The sequence below is a fragment of the Bradyrhizobium sp. USDA 4510 genome, from assembly GCF_054059095.1.
Genome location: NZ_JBSSBT010000001.1, coordinates 6,574,760 through 6,589,514, shown reverse-complemented (window position 1 = coordinate 6,589,514; position 14,755 = coordinate 6,574,760). Strand labels below are relative to the sequence as shown.

The following is a 14,755-nucleotide window of genomic DNA, read 5'->3' as shown; positions in this document are numbered from 1 at the left end:
CTACTGACGCCGGCCTGCCTCCTTCCGGGATGTGGCATCCGCACTTTTGTCAGGGAGCATCGATGATCGAAGCTGACGACCTCGCAAGCGCGCCCGATGAAATCAGCGCGGCCCAGTGGCGTCAGATCGTCAATGGCGCGACTGATACGGCCATCATCAGCGCCGATGAACGCGGACTCGTTACCAGCTGGAATACCGGCGCGAGCCGGATCCTTGGCTGGAGCGAACCCGAAATGCTCGGCAAGTCCTTGGACCGGATCTTTGCCGCAGACGCTGGCCAGGCGCAGTTGCGCAAAGAAATGGAAGATGCGACCGCGCACGGTAGGGGCGGCGGCGAGGAAGGCTGGCGCCTCCGCAAAGACGGGAGCCGTTTCTGGGCGGTGGGCGAACTGAGCCCGATCCGCGAGGGCGGAAAGATCGTCGGTTTCGTCAAGATCCTGCGCGACCGCACGATCCAGCGGGAGGCCGAGGAGATGATCCGTGAAGAGCGGCATTCGCTCGAAGTGCTCAATCGTGCCGGATCGGCCCTTGCCCTCGAGACTGATCTCCAGCGCCTGGTGCAAATCGTAACGGATGCGGGCGTCGAACTCAGCGGTGCCGAGTTTGGGGCGTTTTTCTACAACCTCACCAACGAGGCCGGCGAAAGCTACATGCTCTACACGCTTTCGGGAGCGCCGCTGGAGGCATTTTCGAAGTTTCCGATGCCGCGAAATACCGAAGTGTTCGCGCCGACCTTCAACGGCGAGGGCATCGTGCGCTCCGACGATATCACCAAGGATCCCCGCTATGGCAAGAATGCGCCGCGTCGAGGCATGCCCGAAGGCCATCTGCCCGTCCGGAGCTATCTCGCCGTTCCCGTGATTTCGCGGACGGGGGATGTGATCGGAGGCCTGTTCTTTGGCCACGGCAAGCCTAGCGTCTTTTCGGAGCGCTCCGAGCGGGGCCTCTCGGGGCTCGCCGCCGAAGCGGCCGTGGCAATCGACAATGTCCGTCTTTCGCAGGCGTCGCACCGCGAAATCGCAGAACGCAAGCGCGCCCAGGAGGCGCTCGTCGAGTTGAATGCCACGCTGGAAAAGCAGGTGATCGAGCGCACCGAACAGCTTAAGCGCAACGAGGAGGCGCTGCGGCAGTCCCAAAAGATGGAAGCGGTGGGGCAGTTGACGGGTGGGGTCGCCCACGACTTCAACAACCTTCTCCAGGTGATCATGGGAAATCTCGACACGTTGCAGCGTAATGTTCCTTCGGATTCCGCGCATCTGCAGCGCGCCGTGCGTCACGCGATGAATGGCGCCCAACGGGCGGCCTCGCTTACCCAGCGCCTTCTCGCGTTCTCGCGCCGCCAGCCCCTCGATCCCAAGCCGATCGACGTGAACGTTCTGGTCAACGGCCTTTCCGAGATGGTCCATCGCACGCTCGGCGAGACGATCGCCGTGGAGACCGTGCTCGGCGCCGGGTTGTGGCGCGTGGAAGCCGACCCCAATGAGCTCGAGGCTGCCATCCTCAATCTCGCCGTCAACGCTCGCGATGCCATGCCAAATGGGGGAAGGCTGACACTTGAGACCGGTAACGCCCACATCGACGAAGCCTATGTCGCGGCACATAGGGAAGTGGTGGCGGGCCAGTACGTCGTCATATCGGTCACCGACACCGGCGTTGGCATGGACCGGCAGACCGTGGCGCAAGCGTTCGAGCCCTTCTTCACGACGAAACCCGTCGGCAAAGGCACGGGACTTGGGCTGAGCCAAGTGTATGGCTTCGTCAAGCAGTCGGGCGGTCATGTGAAGATTTATTCGGAACTTGGGCAGGGCACCACCGTCAAAATTTACCTGCCTCGTCTATTAGGTGACTCGTCGGATGACACCACACCTGATGAGACGCTCAATCCGGAGGCGACCCAGGAAGAGACCATTCTCGTCGTCGAGGATGACGCCGACGTCAGAGCCTACTCTGTCGACAGCCTCCGCGAGCTCGGCTATCGCGTGCTGGAGGCCCATGATGGGCCGGCTGCTCTGCGGATTCTAGACCGGCAACCCCGAGTGGATCTCCTGTTTACAGACGTGGTCCTTCCGGGCGGTATGACGGGCGCGCAGGTCGCCGCTCAAGCCAGAGCCATCCGCCCCTCCTTGAAGGTGCTGTTCACTACCGGATATGCCCGCAACTCGATCATTCATCACGGCCGGCTCGATAAGGGCGTGCAATTGATCGTCAAGCCCTTCAGCTTCAATGAACTGGCCGCCAAGGTACGCGACGTGATGGATCAAGTCGAAAACTGAGCGATGGGGCGCGCAGCAGAACGAGTTGGCTTTTCTGCCGTGACACGTCAAGGATGATCATCGGCATCGAGCATTGGCCGTGGCGGCACCGATCGGGTCAAGTCAGCGCGGCGGCCGACGCTCGCGGGCGAGCCAGCCCACCGCATCTGACTTCACGGGGTCAACCTCGATCGTAACCTTTTCCGTCCTGCCGCAGGTAGAGCACTCGAACGTGCGCTCCTCGAATCCCCGCTCGCCGGAAGAGATACGCGACAGCGCGAGCCCGTGCTTGCACACCGGGCACATCGGACGATCGTTTAGGGACTCCATGCGACTGGCCTCGAAGGCAACATCGCAGGCGCTGCGGAGGACGGTTCGACTCTTACGCCTGGAGGAGGCCGCCGCCTTTGGCTATCCTCGCGAGCGCTAGTTCTGAATAGCGGGCCGTGAGACCTTTGGCTATCCGCGACAGGCGCCGTAGTTCAACGGCGGGCGACGGTCCCTGCAGTTCAATGGGGCAGGACGATTATCGTTCCTTCGACCTGGCCCGATCGCCGCTGAAACCGTCGACGTCCCGCCGACGTTGCTTTCAGGAGGTGGGTCGCAACGAGATTGCTCCGATGCTGGGGGGCGTCGACCGCGGTCCGCAACACAGCGGGTCAATTGTGCGGGAATCGGCGGGCGGCTGCATCAAGGAAAAGCCGGAATTGTCGGCCGCCCTGCGTCTGCAATTGGAGCGGCTCCCGAAAACCGAAGCCCCCTGACTCGGCCCCCTCGGCTCGCCGATCTGTGGTTCACGCGGTAGCCGCCGCCCGCCCGGCGTCGGTGATGCGATACTCGATATCTCCGGATGGAAGTGGTTCGGTTTCCACGTGACCCGGCTCCACGAGCCGCGCCAGATTTCGTGGTCGAACGTCGGCGGGCTGACCAAGGATTCGCCGGGGAGCTTCCTCAGAAAATCGCGCTCCAGATCGGTCAGCTCCATCTTCGCGCTCCTCTGCGATCTCTTCCGGGCGCCGCTGCGGGACCCGGTCGGCGCAAGAAGGACTCGATTCCGGAACCCGGCGCGGTTCACCTGCAGTTCAGGCCGGAACACCTAGTCTGTCATGGGGCGTTGCAGAAAGAGGGCCGTGATGGGTGCACCCGAGACTTTCGATGCCATGGCCATCGTCGTCGATTTGCTCGACGCGTGCCGGGACCGGCGAATGTCCGATCTGCTCGGCCTGTACGACGAAGACACCACCGTGGAATGCTGCGAAGGCGGGAGGTTCGAGGGCAGGCGGGCATTGCGTTCCTATTGGACACTGAGGTTGGCGGATCAGCCTCCCGGCCCCTTCCAGATCGAGGCGATCGTGCCGGAAGACGGCGGCATCTACCTCGAGTACCGCGATGCAGGGGGACGGCTGTTCCGGACGCGCCTCCGCTTGAACGCCGCCGGCAAGATCGTGCACTCGACCTGCAATCCGCTGGTCACCAACGATGAGGCGTTTACGGTTTGATGCCGTGACGACTGTCCGTTCGCGGCGGCCTAAGCCGACCGCTCCAGCTGCCGCCGTTGTCGATTGCGCCGTCGCCCCTCGCGTCTGCTTGGTCGCTGTGCCGGGATCGCGCGTTCGAGCAGGCGTGGCGGAGGCGCGGTCAGTGCATCGGGCTGCGGCGGCGCGGATACAGCTGAGACCGCGGCCCGAGGTCCAGCATCCTCACGAAGGTCCCGCTTTCGTGATACTCGAGCCAGCCCCGATCCTTCGCGTACTCCAAGCCAGCCCAATACTCAGCCGGCGTCGCCTTGTCCTGGTAGAGCATCGGATAGTTGATCTTTTCGATGCAGATCCGGCCGATCCTGGATCGGCTCGAAGGCCCGAGCGTGCTCCATGATCCTGCGCGCGGCTTTTTCGGATTCGGAGTAGGGGCGGTCGCCAACGTGTTTCATTGCTATGAATTTAGAGAGTTAGAAACGGCCGCAGCAACCTTTGGGGGCCAAGAGGCAGTCGCTGGGGCCGCTGTCTCGGCCGGTTCGCTCCGGCCGACTCGCGAATGAAACCGTGTCAGCTTTGCACGAGCAGAGCAATTGCAACGATTGCGAAAGGGCAAAGCCCCAAAAGGACGATGCCTACGCGGACGAATGTTTCGGCCATGGCATACCCCGACAGTGCAGCATTTGTCACATAGCTTAAGCCCGGGCGTCTCTCGCTGAAAGCGCAATTTATGCCGGATGCACGTAGCCCGAATAGGCTATAAAACCGCACGTCCAAAGCGCTCCTCGCAGACGCTAGGACCTATTGTTTTAATGTCTCGGGTTCAAATCGGCGGAGGGCCGCCGACTCGGCCCCAAGGGGCTGCATGGAACTTCCGCCGCCAAAGCCACTAATAGCGAGCCAGATTGGCAGGCCCCCTACCTTCGAGATGCTTGTCGATTGTCCGTTTCGCTGCAGCGATCGCTTCCTGGGTACGTTGATAGGTCATTGTTCTGATCGTTTGTCCGCCAGCGATCGGCGTCGCTTCCACCAAGAACCCGCCGCCGGGTTGCTCGATAATCACCAATCGGTGCGCTAGATATTCAAGTTCGTCCGTCACGTTGGTGATCTCGTTCTGGATTTCGGAACAAGCGGGTAGGCCCGGAATGTTCCAAATGTCGAGGTCGGTCTTCCGGGCGCAGCAAGCTCTGCGTTGGTGTCAGCGCTCTCACAACTCGATGGCGGCCGCTTCCGGCTTTAGGTGGAGGGCGCGACGCCGCCCGCTTAAAATACACACGGACCGTTGGCTCTAGCCCCAGGATGTAAAGTGCAAAATTCTGACGAGTTGATGACTGCGGCGGTACGTAAATGTTTCTTACCTAAGAAGGAGTAGGCTCTGGGCTTGACCGACGCCTCGGGTCGAAGCTGGCACTGAAGCGCTAGCCGTCGTGGGATTGAAGGTCGCACGCGACGCAAAACAAGCCGCTAGGAATTCGCCATTCCGCGCAGGTACGCAATCCGTGGGTCAAGGCGCGCCGCCGGTCAATGAAAGAGTTTTTCGAGCTCTACGAGAATATGCATATGATCCTTCGTGGTAACCGTCATCGCGCGCTGCGACCGTGTTGGATCTTGTCGGGGTTGACTGGCGAAATGGTGATCACGATTGCGGGTTGGACCACGCAGACAATGGACACCGCCCGACATTGCCGGGTGGGTGGCCGCGGGTCGATGCTGAACTCATCGGGCTCGCTGCGAAGTTTGAGCCGTTAGTGCGCGAATACTACGCGCGGCATGTAGAATGGGCGCGGTTGCACACGAAGATGCATGAAGAAATGGACGAGCGGTTTGGTGAGGGTGCGCCGATCGATGTGTGGGATAAAGCAAATAACAGATCTCTGACCGAAAAAGGCAGGTTCTTTGAGGAGGCCCGCGACAGGCTGGGTATTACGGAGATTTGCGAGCATCGGCGGACTGAAGGCAAAAGCACTCGTTGCATTCTGGCACGCCAGTCCGCTTTGTGCGGGTGATGGCGAGTTCTACTTTCAAGACGAAGCCGCCTTTCAGAGTCTGTTCCAGTCGCTGAGTTCTGTGGGCTTGCGGGTAGTGATCGGGCCACGGGGTATGCAATGCCCGAGTGGCCGAACGTCGAGCAGCAAGATGAAGACGACGAGGCGGTCTGAAACGGGCTAGCTCGCGCTGGCTCAAGAAAAAGACGCCGCCGGTCTCAAAAATACACGCCCGGCGGCGTTTCCTTCCTGAACTGGGACGCTGAAATTCCCAGCACCAAGCAAACTGCAGGGGCTGTGCCACGGGCCGATGACGCATCAAGTGCGCGTGATATGTGAGACCGTTCACACGCGATCATCGCGAGTCGGCCTAACGCACCGATGGGTGGCAACTCGGTGTCGGAGAATCATGATGCCGTTTTTCAGCAGCCAAAGCTTGGCGTCAGCAGCCGCCGCTTCAGTGCTCAGTATTCTCGTCGTGGGAGCGCTCGCCTTTTCGGCCGTTGGTTATGTGGAGTGGTCATCGGGCGTTAATCTGACCCATTTCATGGGCCGGACTGCCGCGGATGCCTCAACGCCGGTTCTACCGCTCAAGGGGCGAACAGGTTGCGAGCAGGGCAATAGGCCGCTGCCCGCGCTTTCTCTACCGCTCGAATGACGCCGACCTAAAGCGACAGCGCCGAATGTCCCTAGGAGACTAAACCGCCAGACGGGCAGGCAGGGCCTCATCGCCTGCTGGCGACGTGCATCGGCGAATTTGTGCCTGGCTCGGGCGCCCCCATAGTTGCCCATATGGCAATGCCTATGGCGAGCGCTAACAGCACGGTCTTTGTAGCAATCTTGTCGCCAGACATCTTGAGACGCCTCTCATGCGTCAGCGCGGCAAATCTCAAAAACTACGCCGCCGGGCCCGAAATGGTTTGTCCCGGCGGCGCCCTGTCATTCCCAGCGCTAGGGCCCTGAAATTCCCAACGTCACTTGCTTAGCAGGTACCCGGAGTGACGGCTGTTGCCTAACTCACACAAGGTCCAAAAGAGGAGCCGACGCTCAGGGCCGGTGCGCCAGCTCCTCCGAAACGTGACCGTGCTGCGTCCCCAACGGTCCCGTCCCTCAGAGAAGCCTGCGCCGATCACGTTGCTGATTTGCTAACGCCTCGGGAACAAGTGGGAATGCGAAGAGTCAATTCGTTGCTCCCGCGATCAGGTGCCCCCCCGACCGGGAGTTCAGTGGCGACCCTGGTGCCCCCAGCGCCGGGGTCGCTTGTAGCGTCCCCCCGAGGCCCTCGGCAAGTGCGCTGCGACGTCGAGTGCAATTCAGGCTGCCGCGGATGTACCGGCATTCTGCCTGAACCGAGGTGGCTCTTGCTCACCGGCGCCCGCGCCCCCAGCAGACGAAACGACGGCCTCAGCGATCCCCAAGCTGGGGCCGTTTTCGCGTTTTGTGTGTAGAATTGGCCGCGGGCGCGGAAGACACGCCATCGGGGCCCGGGCTATTGCGGCGAACAGGGAGGCGATTGGGGAGCGTTTGTCGTCGACCAGATGGGCTTACAGGCACCTGCGGGATTGCTTGCCATCCACACCAACATGCCCGCCACCGTTCCAGCCGACGTCGACAAGGCCCTCAAGGGCGGCAACCCACCGCCGTCCAGTCTCTCCGCAGAGGAACGACGCGCCTATGAACAGCTGGTCAGAACGCTGGCGCGAACATGCTCACCAGAGGTCACCCATGAAAAGATTGGAGGCGATGCGCCAGTTTTCGGCGTAGCTCGAGTGGTAGGCTTTAGCCCACGAGCGATGGGAGTGCTGTGGTCACCATTGTCAATTTGGAATTGGAGGACGTTTGATTAGTGCTCGACCAAACGCGCCGATCATTGCTGCCGCCTCATGATCTCCACGATCATCGAGAATGCGATGAAGCGTCCTCGCACTTTCTTGGAATACGGGCAAAAGCGATGGGTCACGTTCGCACAAGACACCTGCGATACACAGTGCAAGGGCCTCCACACCCATCTTCGCTTGAGCTAACGGATCTGCTGCCATCTTTTCCTGCCTTCATCGACAGTTTCGCAATCGTACACCGCCCGATCCCCGGGGCTCAGTTTGTGTGACGACGCTCGCTCCTGGAGGCGATCAAGCCCTTTAATTCCTCGACAAGACGCCGCCTGATGAAGTTGCGTTCTGCGTCAGTCAGTTGAGTGTCCAACAGCCGCCGGTACCGCCGTACATTTGCTTCGCGAGTCCACCGAGCATCCGCGCGGGATACTCTCAACGGCCGATGCCGCTTCGTCGCAGCATGTCGTTCGGAATCGCAAACGGCGCGCACCGGCTTGCTCAACCGAGGCAGCTGCATCGCCATTCCACCGCGCGGCGGCGGATCCTCCTCGTCGTCCAGCCGCTTCAGCGCCGCCACGATATCGGCGAGGCGCAACCGATGTGGAATGCCAGGGATCTCCCGCAGGGTCGGTTGCGATTCGATGACGTACATATCCGATGCCCAGGACGATAGGATGACGCGCTTCTCGTCCGTCGAGAGCCGCGCGTCATTCAATACATCGCCGGGTGAATTGTAGTGGGATACTGAATGAAATAGCGACTCATTGATGTTGGCATTGCGATTGACATGGCTCATGTCGTGCCTCCTGTTTCTCCTTTCGCCCAGAGACGCGTTGCTGAAGGCTTGGATATAGAGGTCGGCGACGGTCGTGCGCCGCCGACCTCTGGCCTTAGTTGCTGTTGATCACGATACGCTTGACGTTCGACCGTGACTGCTCGGACCTCGGTAGCGTCACGGTGAGGACGCCGTTCTTGAAGTCGGCCTTCGCCCTATCTTCCTCGACGCCATCAAGCGGAATCTGGCGCTCGAAAGAGCCGTAATATCGCTCGCTGACGAACTTGGAATCGTCGCTGCGTTCTGCTTTCCTTTCACCCCGGATTGACAGGATGCCATTGGCAATTTCAACCTGGACATCCTTTTCGCTGAGGCCTGGAAGCTCGGCGGAAACCGTAACCTCCTTGTCGGTTTCATTCAGTTCAAGGCGTGGCCAACTAAACTGGCCCTCCATCAACGGAGCGTTGATGCGACCGAATGAGCCGAAGCCGCGAAAGGCGTCATCGAACAGGCGGTTCATCTCACGGTGAAGCGTGAGAAACGGATCGAATGCCTCTCGTCCGGTTGAGAGTTCTTGCCCTTTGCCCCAGGGAACGAGATCCCGAATACCCATGATATCCTCCTTAACTTGACATGCAGCTGGTCAGCGCACGGACGGGTACCGTCCGTGCGTGTTTTGGCCCAATAGGAAGCGGGCTCAGGCCGCCTTCTGCGTGATTTGTCCGCCAGGAGCGCCACTTCCGATGGCAATACGCCGAGGCTTCATGGCCTCGGGGATTTCGCGCACGAGCTCGATCCGCAGCAGACCGTTCTCGACCATTGCCGATTTGACCTGCACGTGGTCGGCGAGGCTGAACTGTCGCTTGAACGGACGCGCCGAGATACCCTGATAGAGGTATTCGTGCTGGTCCTTGTCGCCCTTGCGGCCTTCCACGGTCAGCACGTTCTGCTCAGCCGTCACCGAAATCTCGTCCTGGTTGAAGCCGGCCAGTGCGACCGAGATCTGGTAACGGTCCTCTCCGAGCCGCTCGATATTGTAGGGCGGGTAGTTGTCTTCGGACCGTTGCTGGGTTTCGTCGAGAAGATCGATGAGGCGGTCGAATCCAATACTCGAACGCCACAGGGGAGCGAAATCGTATGTCCTCATAGCCAAGTCCTCCAGAGAGCAAGATGGATACGAAGGAGCGCAAGACGATCGGTGCAAGACACCTGTCCGGCGCCCTGGTTGCTTTGCCGAGCCCAACCTGGCGCCCGGCACCGCCCGTAAGCGGCAAAAATCCAATTAGAAAAGCGGCGATCAGTTTCAAGAGCGTTCGCAAAAATTTTTTGGCTTGGTTTTAGTCGGGTTATTCCGGCCCGCGCACCGGAACCGAGTTCGGGCAGTTGGCTCGCGAGGGCACGCCGGCCATCTGCGCCGGGTCGGGAGACCGCTCAATGCTGAATCTCGCGCGGGAACGGAGAAGTTTGCACTTTGTCCCCGGGCGTGCCAGTCCCATTGCGGTATTTCCATTTGCTCTGGGGCCGGCTGCCGTGCAAAGGCTCACCACGAAGGCACGCGTCATGTGAGATCCGTTGCGCAGCCGGCGCGGAAGCCTAGCTTGCAACTGACCTGTCAGAATTTCAGCCGGCCAATCCGGGCAATTCGCTCCGCAGGCCAGTCATAATGAAGTTCACGCCTATCGCCGCTACAATGAGCGCCATGGTGCGGGTCATAACGTTGATCCCCGTTTTTCCCAGGAACCGCTCAATCGCCGCCGCCGTCCAGAGTGTCAATCCGATCAGGAATGTTGCGATGATTGACGCCGCAGCAAGCAGCGCCTTCGAAAGCCAACCAGGATTATCATTGGAAAGGGTGATCATGATGCCGACTTCGGCTGGTCCGACGAGCAAAGGGAATGCAAACGGTGTTATCGCCATTCCATGGATATCTACCTCGCTGCTGTCAACTCCGCTGGATTGCAAGAATTTCCCATACTGTGCCTGAAACATCTCGAGCGCGATGACCAGTGCGAGCAACCCGCCCGCGATACGAAAGTCATCGAGGCCGACATTGAAGAAGCCGAGGATCTGCTTGCCGAGGACCGCGGCCCCCACAAAGAAAACCGCAACCGCCGTGCATGCCAAGACGATGATACGATGGATATTTGCGCTTCGCGCCTGCCGCGTGATCGCAAGAAAGACTGGAATGGCTCCGACCGGATTCGTCAGCGCATAGAGCAGCATCGTGATTCCGACGAACTGATTCCAAAGCATAGTCGCAGCCCACCTTGGACAGCTGAACGCCGCCGCCCTCAATCCTTTTCGATGGTAATTTGTGACTCAGCTGCGAGGCCAGCCAGTGAACTCACTATTGTACGACGCAAAACGTCATCTGGAATGTCGGCGGATTTACACACGATAATGCGTGGCGCCTCGCTACGACCGGCCCAGACCAGGCTGTATTTGTGAATTAAACCGCCCGACTTGATGCTTTCAAGGGCCTCGGTAAGTAAATCGTGAAGCTGTGCCGTCATGATGGAGCCCGCAGTTAGGTGCCCGACGTCTCCAATTCAGTCATTTCCAATTCGCAACATCGCGCGAGCGAGCTCGAGCTCACTGATTGCCTGGCGCAATGCCGGCGGGCCGCACTCTTGTCGCCGTTCGCACAGGCTGCGCTCAATTCAGCAAGGTGTCGACGCGCCGTGTCCGCGTGCGCCACAAGATCCGCAGCCCCTGCAAAGCTGGATCCCCGTTTCGGGTCCATGGTCAAATTGTCTCCGAGGACCTTTCGGCAAGCTGAAGCTTGGCCACAACAGACGATAGGAGCAGAGTCAGCCATTTCAAGGGTTCTTGGCTGTGGTCGCAGCCCGGAAGGCTTGTGATTGTAGAGCCGACCGCCTCGAGATCATCGTTACGAAGCAGCGAAGCGAGCCCACTGACTCGTCAGGGGTATTCTGTGACCCCGCAGCACAGCTATGCGCTCGACTTGGTCGCGACGATCACGCGGCTGCAGGCATCGTTGCCGACCAAGCTGGCGGTGCGCTGCCCTCTGGGTGCCGAACCGCGCGATCGCGACCAACATCTCCAAGCCGGTGCAATGCGACATGATGCCGATCAAGCGGGCAGGTGGGTGGTACGAGGCGCCGGGCGCGACGATGGAGCGGGCGGTTCGGCGCGACGATGCTTTGGCATGATTATCTTCTGCGGAGATGGCGAGATCAGGCAGCGTGACAAATGCATAGCGAAAGTGTCATTAGGAGACGAATGAGTATTTTGAACCGTTTGAGTATTTTTGAATGAAAACAATTATTTACGCGAGTAACGTGGGATATAGAAGCCCGCCGCTGCCCCTAGTATTTATTCCTCATCACCGCACGGCTTTGGGTATCTATCGGTGATGAGATCGCCGTCAACGCGCTCCCGCCTTGTGCAACGGAAAGGAGTGCGCTGTGGTCATCAAGCGTCGCAATCGAACGAAACATACCAAGACATTCGAAGAGAGATTGGCCGAGGAGGCCGCTCGCTTCAGGGTCGCTGCTGCGCAGCTCCCGCCGGGCACTCAGCGCGAGCTATATCTCCGCCGAGCGCGTCAGGCCGAAACGGCAGCCCATATCAACGAGTGGCTGACATCGCCAGGGCTACAGCCGCCTAAGGCGCTCGAGGACGTACACATGAGGAAGTAACATGACCCCCAGAGAACGCCGTGACATGCCGTGGATTATTGGAGCTGCCACTTTGGTTTTTGTCCTGTCGATCGTCGTTGGCGGCATGACGTACTTCCGGTAGACAGCCGGCCTTGTGGAGCGAGATCCCCAGTGGATTGACTTTTGCAGTCGTAGCCAATATTCGCCCGCAAATCAGCTTGAGTGAATAGATGCGCCCGGCGGCTCCCGTCCGGGCGTCTCTCGTTTCAGGCAGCTTTCGCGTCGATCGGTTTGATCTTTTCCAGGTCGCTGCCAAGTTCTTGTTCGGCCATCTGCACGTCATAGGCATTCTGCAGGTTCAGCCAAAGCTGAGCAGAGGTTTTCAGCGCCTTGGACAGGCGAAGAGCAGTGTCCGCGGTAATCGAGGTCTCCTCGTTCGCAATACGCTCAATCCTGGTACGGGGAACGCCGCAAACCTTGGCGAGCGCACCGGCCGAAATGTCGAGCGGGATGAGAAATTCCTCGCGTAGCACCTCACCGGGGTGCATTGGGGGCAGTTTCTTTGCCATATGACCCTCCTTGGTCTGGCTAGTGGTAGTCAACGAACTCGACCTCCTTTGGACCTTCAGCGTGTGTGAAGCAAATGCGGAACTTATCGTTCACGCGGATGGAATATTGCCCCTTGCGGTCGCCTTTCAGGGCTTCAAGGTGATTGCCGGGAGGGGCCAAAAGGTCGCGTAGGTTCACAGCTGCGTTCAGATACTGGAGCTTACGGCGAGCTAGCTTGAGCAGATCGGCCGGAAAGCCTTTCTTGGCTTTGCCGTTGAAGGCTGCTTCGGTCAGCTCGTCCTTGAAGCTCTTGATCATGATCAGAGTGTATCATACGGTGATACGCCTCGCAAGAGGTTTGTATCATAATATGATACGTTCTTGTAGATCCGCAAGTTTTCCGATGCGGAATCCTCCTACCGAATAGGTGGGAGCCGCGGGATTACCACGCCGCTCTGGAGTGCGCTTTGAAGCCGGGCGTCGGCGCGCGATCGGGATTTGGCATCGTCGAGCCGGCAAGGATGACGTTTGCCTGCACTGGGCGGCCGCGTCGGCATTCGAGCGGCCCGCAGGGGCGCAAAGCGATCTTTTCATTCGGTTCAAGAACGGGGCGACCTGGCAGGTCGTCGGCTCGGAAAGCTATAACTCGACGTCGGGTCTCCTCCAGCCGGTGTGACATTCTCCGAACGGGCGCTTGCGAACCCAGCAGCGTATGCGTATCTCGCCCCGATCCAACCACGCCAAGTCGATGCTGGACGTGGCGCGCGAGAGCTCTGACTGGTTCGCGCAGGTTCTGACTGTCGACAACACGGGCGCGATCTCGCGTGAAGCCGTTGAGATCCAGCGCAGGGAGTATCTACGGCGACGAGGCCGGCGATGCGCTGATCGAGCAGGAATATTTCTGTTCCTTCGAGGCTGCGGTTCTGGGCTCCTGTTGGGGCAAGCAGATCCGAGAGGCAGAGCAGGGCGACCGGATCCCCGATGTCGCGGTGAATCGCTATCTGCGCGTGAACACCGCGTGGGATATCGGTGTCGACGATGCGATGGCGATCTGGTGCTTCCAAGTCTATTTCATGTTCCTAGCCCGGTGCTCCATGCGATCCCGGCGCTCAAGAGCTTCTACGCTGAAGCCAACACGTTCTGGGGCAAGGTCTGGGCGCTCACGGGGCGTTCGGTCACGGTGCTATGGGGCTTGTTCCTGACCGGCATCGGGACCGTATTTCAGTGGCTTGATCCAATTGCCGCGGCGCTTGGCGTGCGGATTCCGATGATCTCGCCCGGGTGTACCGATTTGATCTCGCCCAGGATTCCGAGATGATCTCGCCCACCATTCCGATTTGATGTCGCCCGGGGCGCGAGGCGTTCTGGCTGTTTGGTTTCTGGCATCGGTGAAGCCGCGGGGTCAACCTTGAATCGCGGCTTGAGGCCCTTCTTCGTCTGCTGTTGGTCTGCTGTGGGCATGTGGGCAACGCTCTTTGCGTTGTCCAAGCGCAGCGGCATGTCCACAGCGCCACTGGCTCAGGCCTTTCGATCGGGTTTGCGGGTTCGCCGCAGGCTCTCGCCGTTGAGATCGATCCGGTGGGCGTTGTGGACCAGGCGGTCGAGGACGGCATCGGCGTAGGTGGGATCGCCGATCAGCGCGTGCCATTGATCGACGGGGAGCTGGCTGGTGACGGTGGTGGAGCGGCGGCCGTAGCGGTCCTCGAGGATCTCGAGGAGGTCGTGGCGGGCTGCGGCGTCGAGCGGCTCGAGGCCCCAGTCGTCGAGGATGAGCAGATCGATGCGGCCGAGCGCCCGCAGGAGCCGCGGGTGGCGGCCGTCGCCGCGCGCCAAAGCGAGGTCGGTGAACAGCCGCGGGACACGCTGGTAGAGCACGGAGCGATTGTCGCGGCAGGCCTTGTTGCCGAGCGCCGAGGCGAGCCAGCTCTTGCCGACGCCGGAGGGCCCGCAGATCAGCAGGTTGGCGTGATCGTCGATCCATTGGCCTTCGACCAGCATCGTCAGGAGGCTGCGGTCGAGGCCGCGCGGGGTGCGATAGTCGATGTCCTCGACGCAAGCCTGTTGGCGCAGCTTGGCGTATTGCAGCCGCTTCGATAGCCGCTTGTCGCGTCGCAGCGAGGCTTCGCGTTCGAGCAGCAGCGCGAGCCATTCGGCATGGCCGAGGCTTGCGGCATCGCCGCCGGCTTCGATGTCGGCAAAGGCCTTGGCCATGCCATGAAGGCCGAGCGCGTGGAGTTGATCGAGGGTCGGATGCGTGAGCAAGG

General features: G+C 60.4%; 16 protein-coding genes and 1 pseudogene. 8 read left to right on the top strand and 9 right to left on the bottom strand.

All coding sequences use genetic code 11. The features are described 5' to 3' along the window. The first annotated feature begins 62 nt into the window (after positions 1-62). The 3 genes from ACVMDN_RS30680 to ACVMDN_RS30670 all read left to right on the top strand — a co-directional run bounded on the left by ACVMDN_RS30680 (position 63) and on the right by ACVMDN_RS30670 (position 3,751). Positions 63-2,273: an ATP-binding protein gene (locus ACVMDN_RS30680; RefSeq protein WP_316399206.1), complete on the top strand. Its 2,211-nt coding sequence runs from the start codon at positions 63-65 to the stop codon at positions 2,271-2,273. A gap of 491 nt (positions 2,274-2,764) precedes the next feature. Then, complete coding sequence (locus ACVMDN_RS30675; protein WP_253589122.1) at positions 2,765-3,016, top strand: hypothetical protein; 252 nt, start codon at positions 2,765-2,767, stop codon at positions 3,014-3,016. A gap of 369 nt (positions 3,017-3,385) precedes the next feature. Continuing rightward, entirely contained in the window at positions 3,386-3,751 is a 366-nt protein-coding gene (locus ACVMDN_RS30670) for a nuclear transport factor 2-like protein (RefSeq protein WP_253589123.1), read from the top strand. A gap of 865 nt (positions 3,752-4,616) precedes the next feature. On the opposite strand, the gene ACVMDN_RS30665 is transcribed toward ACVMDN_RS30670, so the two are convergent. Further along, positions 4,617-4,826, bottom strand: a complete 210-nt coding sequence (locus ACVMDN_RS30665) for a hypothetical protein (protein WP_156436216.1) — start codon at positions 4,824-4,826, stop codon at positions 4,617-4,619. 550 nt (positions 4,827-5,376) lie between these two features. On the opposite strand from ACVMDN_RS30665, the gene ACVMDN_RS30660 reads away from it, so the two are divergent. The 3 genes and pseudogenes from ACVMDN_RS30660 to ACVMDN_RS30650 all read left to right on the top strand — a co-directional run. Further along, positions 5,377-5,733, top strand: coding sequence for a hypothetical protein (locus ACVMDN_RS30660; RefSeq protein WP_092088757.1), 357 nt, complete (start codon positions 5,377-5,379; stop codon positions 5,731-5,733). A gap of 388 nt (positions 5,734-6,121) precedes the next feature. After that, the gene (locus ACVMDN_RS30655) at positions 6,122-6,370 is read left to right on the top strand and encodes a hypothetical protein (protein ID WP_456828002.1); all 249 of its coding nucleotides are present in this window, start codon (positions 6,122-6,124) and stop codon (positions 6,368-6,370) included. Between the two features lie 844 nt (positions 6,371-7,214). After that, positions 7,215-7,406: pseudogene (locus tag ACVMDN_RS30650) on the top strand (epoxide hydrolase); the annotation flags it as partial. A gap of 400 nt (positions 7,407-7,806) precedes the next feature. Here ACVMDN_RS30650 and ACVMDN_RS30645 read toward each other — a convergent pair. The 3 genes from ACVMDN_RS30645 to ACVMDN_RS30635 all read right to left on the bottom strand — a co-directional run bounded on the left by ACVMDN_RS30645 (position 7,807) and on the right by ACVMDN_RS30635 (position 9,466). Continuing rightward, the gene (locus tag ACVMDN_RS30645) at positions 7,807-8,340 is read right to left on the bottom strand and encodes a hypothetical protein (RefSeq protein WP_456834783.1); all 534 of its coding nucleotides are present in this window, start codon (positions 8,338-8,340) and stop codon (positions 7,807-7,809) included. Positions 8,341-8,434: 94 nt separating this feature from the next. Then, complete coding sequence (locus tag ACVMDN_RS30640; protein ID WP_253589126.1) at positions 8,435-8,932, bottom strand: Hsp20/alpha crystallin family protein; 498 nt, start codon at positions 8,930-8,932, stop codon at positions 8,435-8,437. Between the two features lie 84 nt (positions 8,933-9,016). Further along, complete coding sequence (locus ACVMDN_RS30635; RefSeq protein WP_253589127.1) at positions 9,017-9,466, bottom strand: Hsp20 family protein; 450 nt, start codon at positions 9,464-9,466, stop codon at positions 9,017-9,019. 23 nt (positions 9,467-9,489) lie between these two features. Here ACVMDN_RS30635 and ACVMDN_RS30630 point away from each other — a divergent pair, with 23 nt between their 5' ends. Further along, positions 9,490-9,660, top strand: coding sequence for a hypothetical protein (locus tag ACVMDN_RS30630; RefSeq protein ID WP_456828000.1), 171 nt, complete (start codon positions 9,490-9,492; stop codon positions 9,658-9,660). Positions 9,661-9,939: 279 nt separating this feature from the next. Here the strand turns inward: ACVMDN_RS30630 and ACVMDN_RS30625 are convergent, their stop codons facing one another. The 4 genes from ACVMDN_RS30625 to ACVMDN_RS30610 all read right to left on the bottom strand — a co-directional run bounded on the left by ACVMDN_RS30625 (position 9,940) and on the right by ACVMDN_RS30610 (position 12,809). Continuing rightward, a complete protein-coding gene (locus tag ACVMDN_RS30625) occupies positions 9,940-10,572 on the bottom strand; it encodes a MarC family protein (protein WP_301322286.1) in 633 nt (210 codons plus the stop codon). A gap of 38 nt (positions 10,573-10,610) precedes the next feature. After that, positions 10,611-10,832, bottom strand: a complete 222-nt coding sequence (locus ACVMDN_RS30620; RefSeq protein ID WP_092088749.1) for a hypothetical protein — start codon at positions 10,830-10,832, stop codon at positions 10,611-10,613. Between the two features lie 1,376 nt (positions 10,833-12,208). Then, positions 12,209-12,511 (bottom strand): HigA family addiction module antitoxin, encoded by a 303-nt coding sequence (locus ACVMDN_RS30615; protein WP_092088747.1) that lies wholly within the window; start codon positions 12,509-12,511, stop codon positions 12,209-12,211. 19 nt (positions 12,512-12,530) lie between these two features. Then, on the bottom strand, positions 12,531-12,809 hold the full coding sequence (locus ACVMDN_RS30610; protein WP_253589129.1) for a type II toxin-antitoxin system RelE/ParE family toxin: 279 nt from the start codon (positions 12,807-12,809) through the stop codon (positions 12,531-12,533). A gap of 769 nt (positions 12,810-13,578) precedes the next feature. On the opposite strand from ACVMDN_RS30610, the gene ACVMDN_RS30605 reads away from it, so the two are divergent. Continuing rightward, positions 13,579-13,809 (top strand): hypothetical protein, encoded by a 231-nt coding sequence (locus tag ACVMDN_RS30605; RefSeq protein ID WP_456834784.1) that lies wholly within the window; start codon positions 13,579-13,581, stop codon positions 13,807-13,809. 200 nt (positions 13,810-14,009) lie between these two features. Here ACVMDN_RS30605 and istB read toward each other — a convergent pair whose 3' ends face one another. Then, positions 14,010-14,753, bottom strand: coding sequence for an IS21-like element helper ATPase IstB (istB, locus tag ACVMDN_RS30600; protein ID WP_076828398.1), 744 nt, complete (start codon positions 14,751-14,753; stop codon positions 14,010-14,012). Positions 14,754-14,755: the final 2 nt, after the last annotated feature.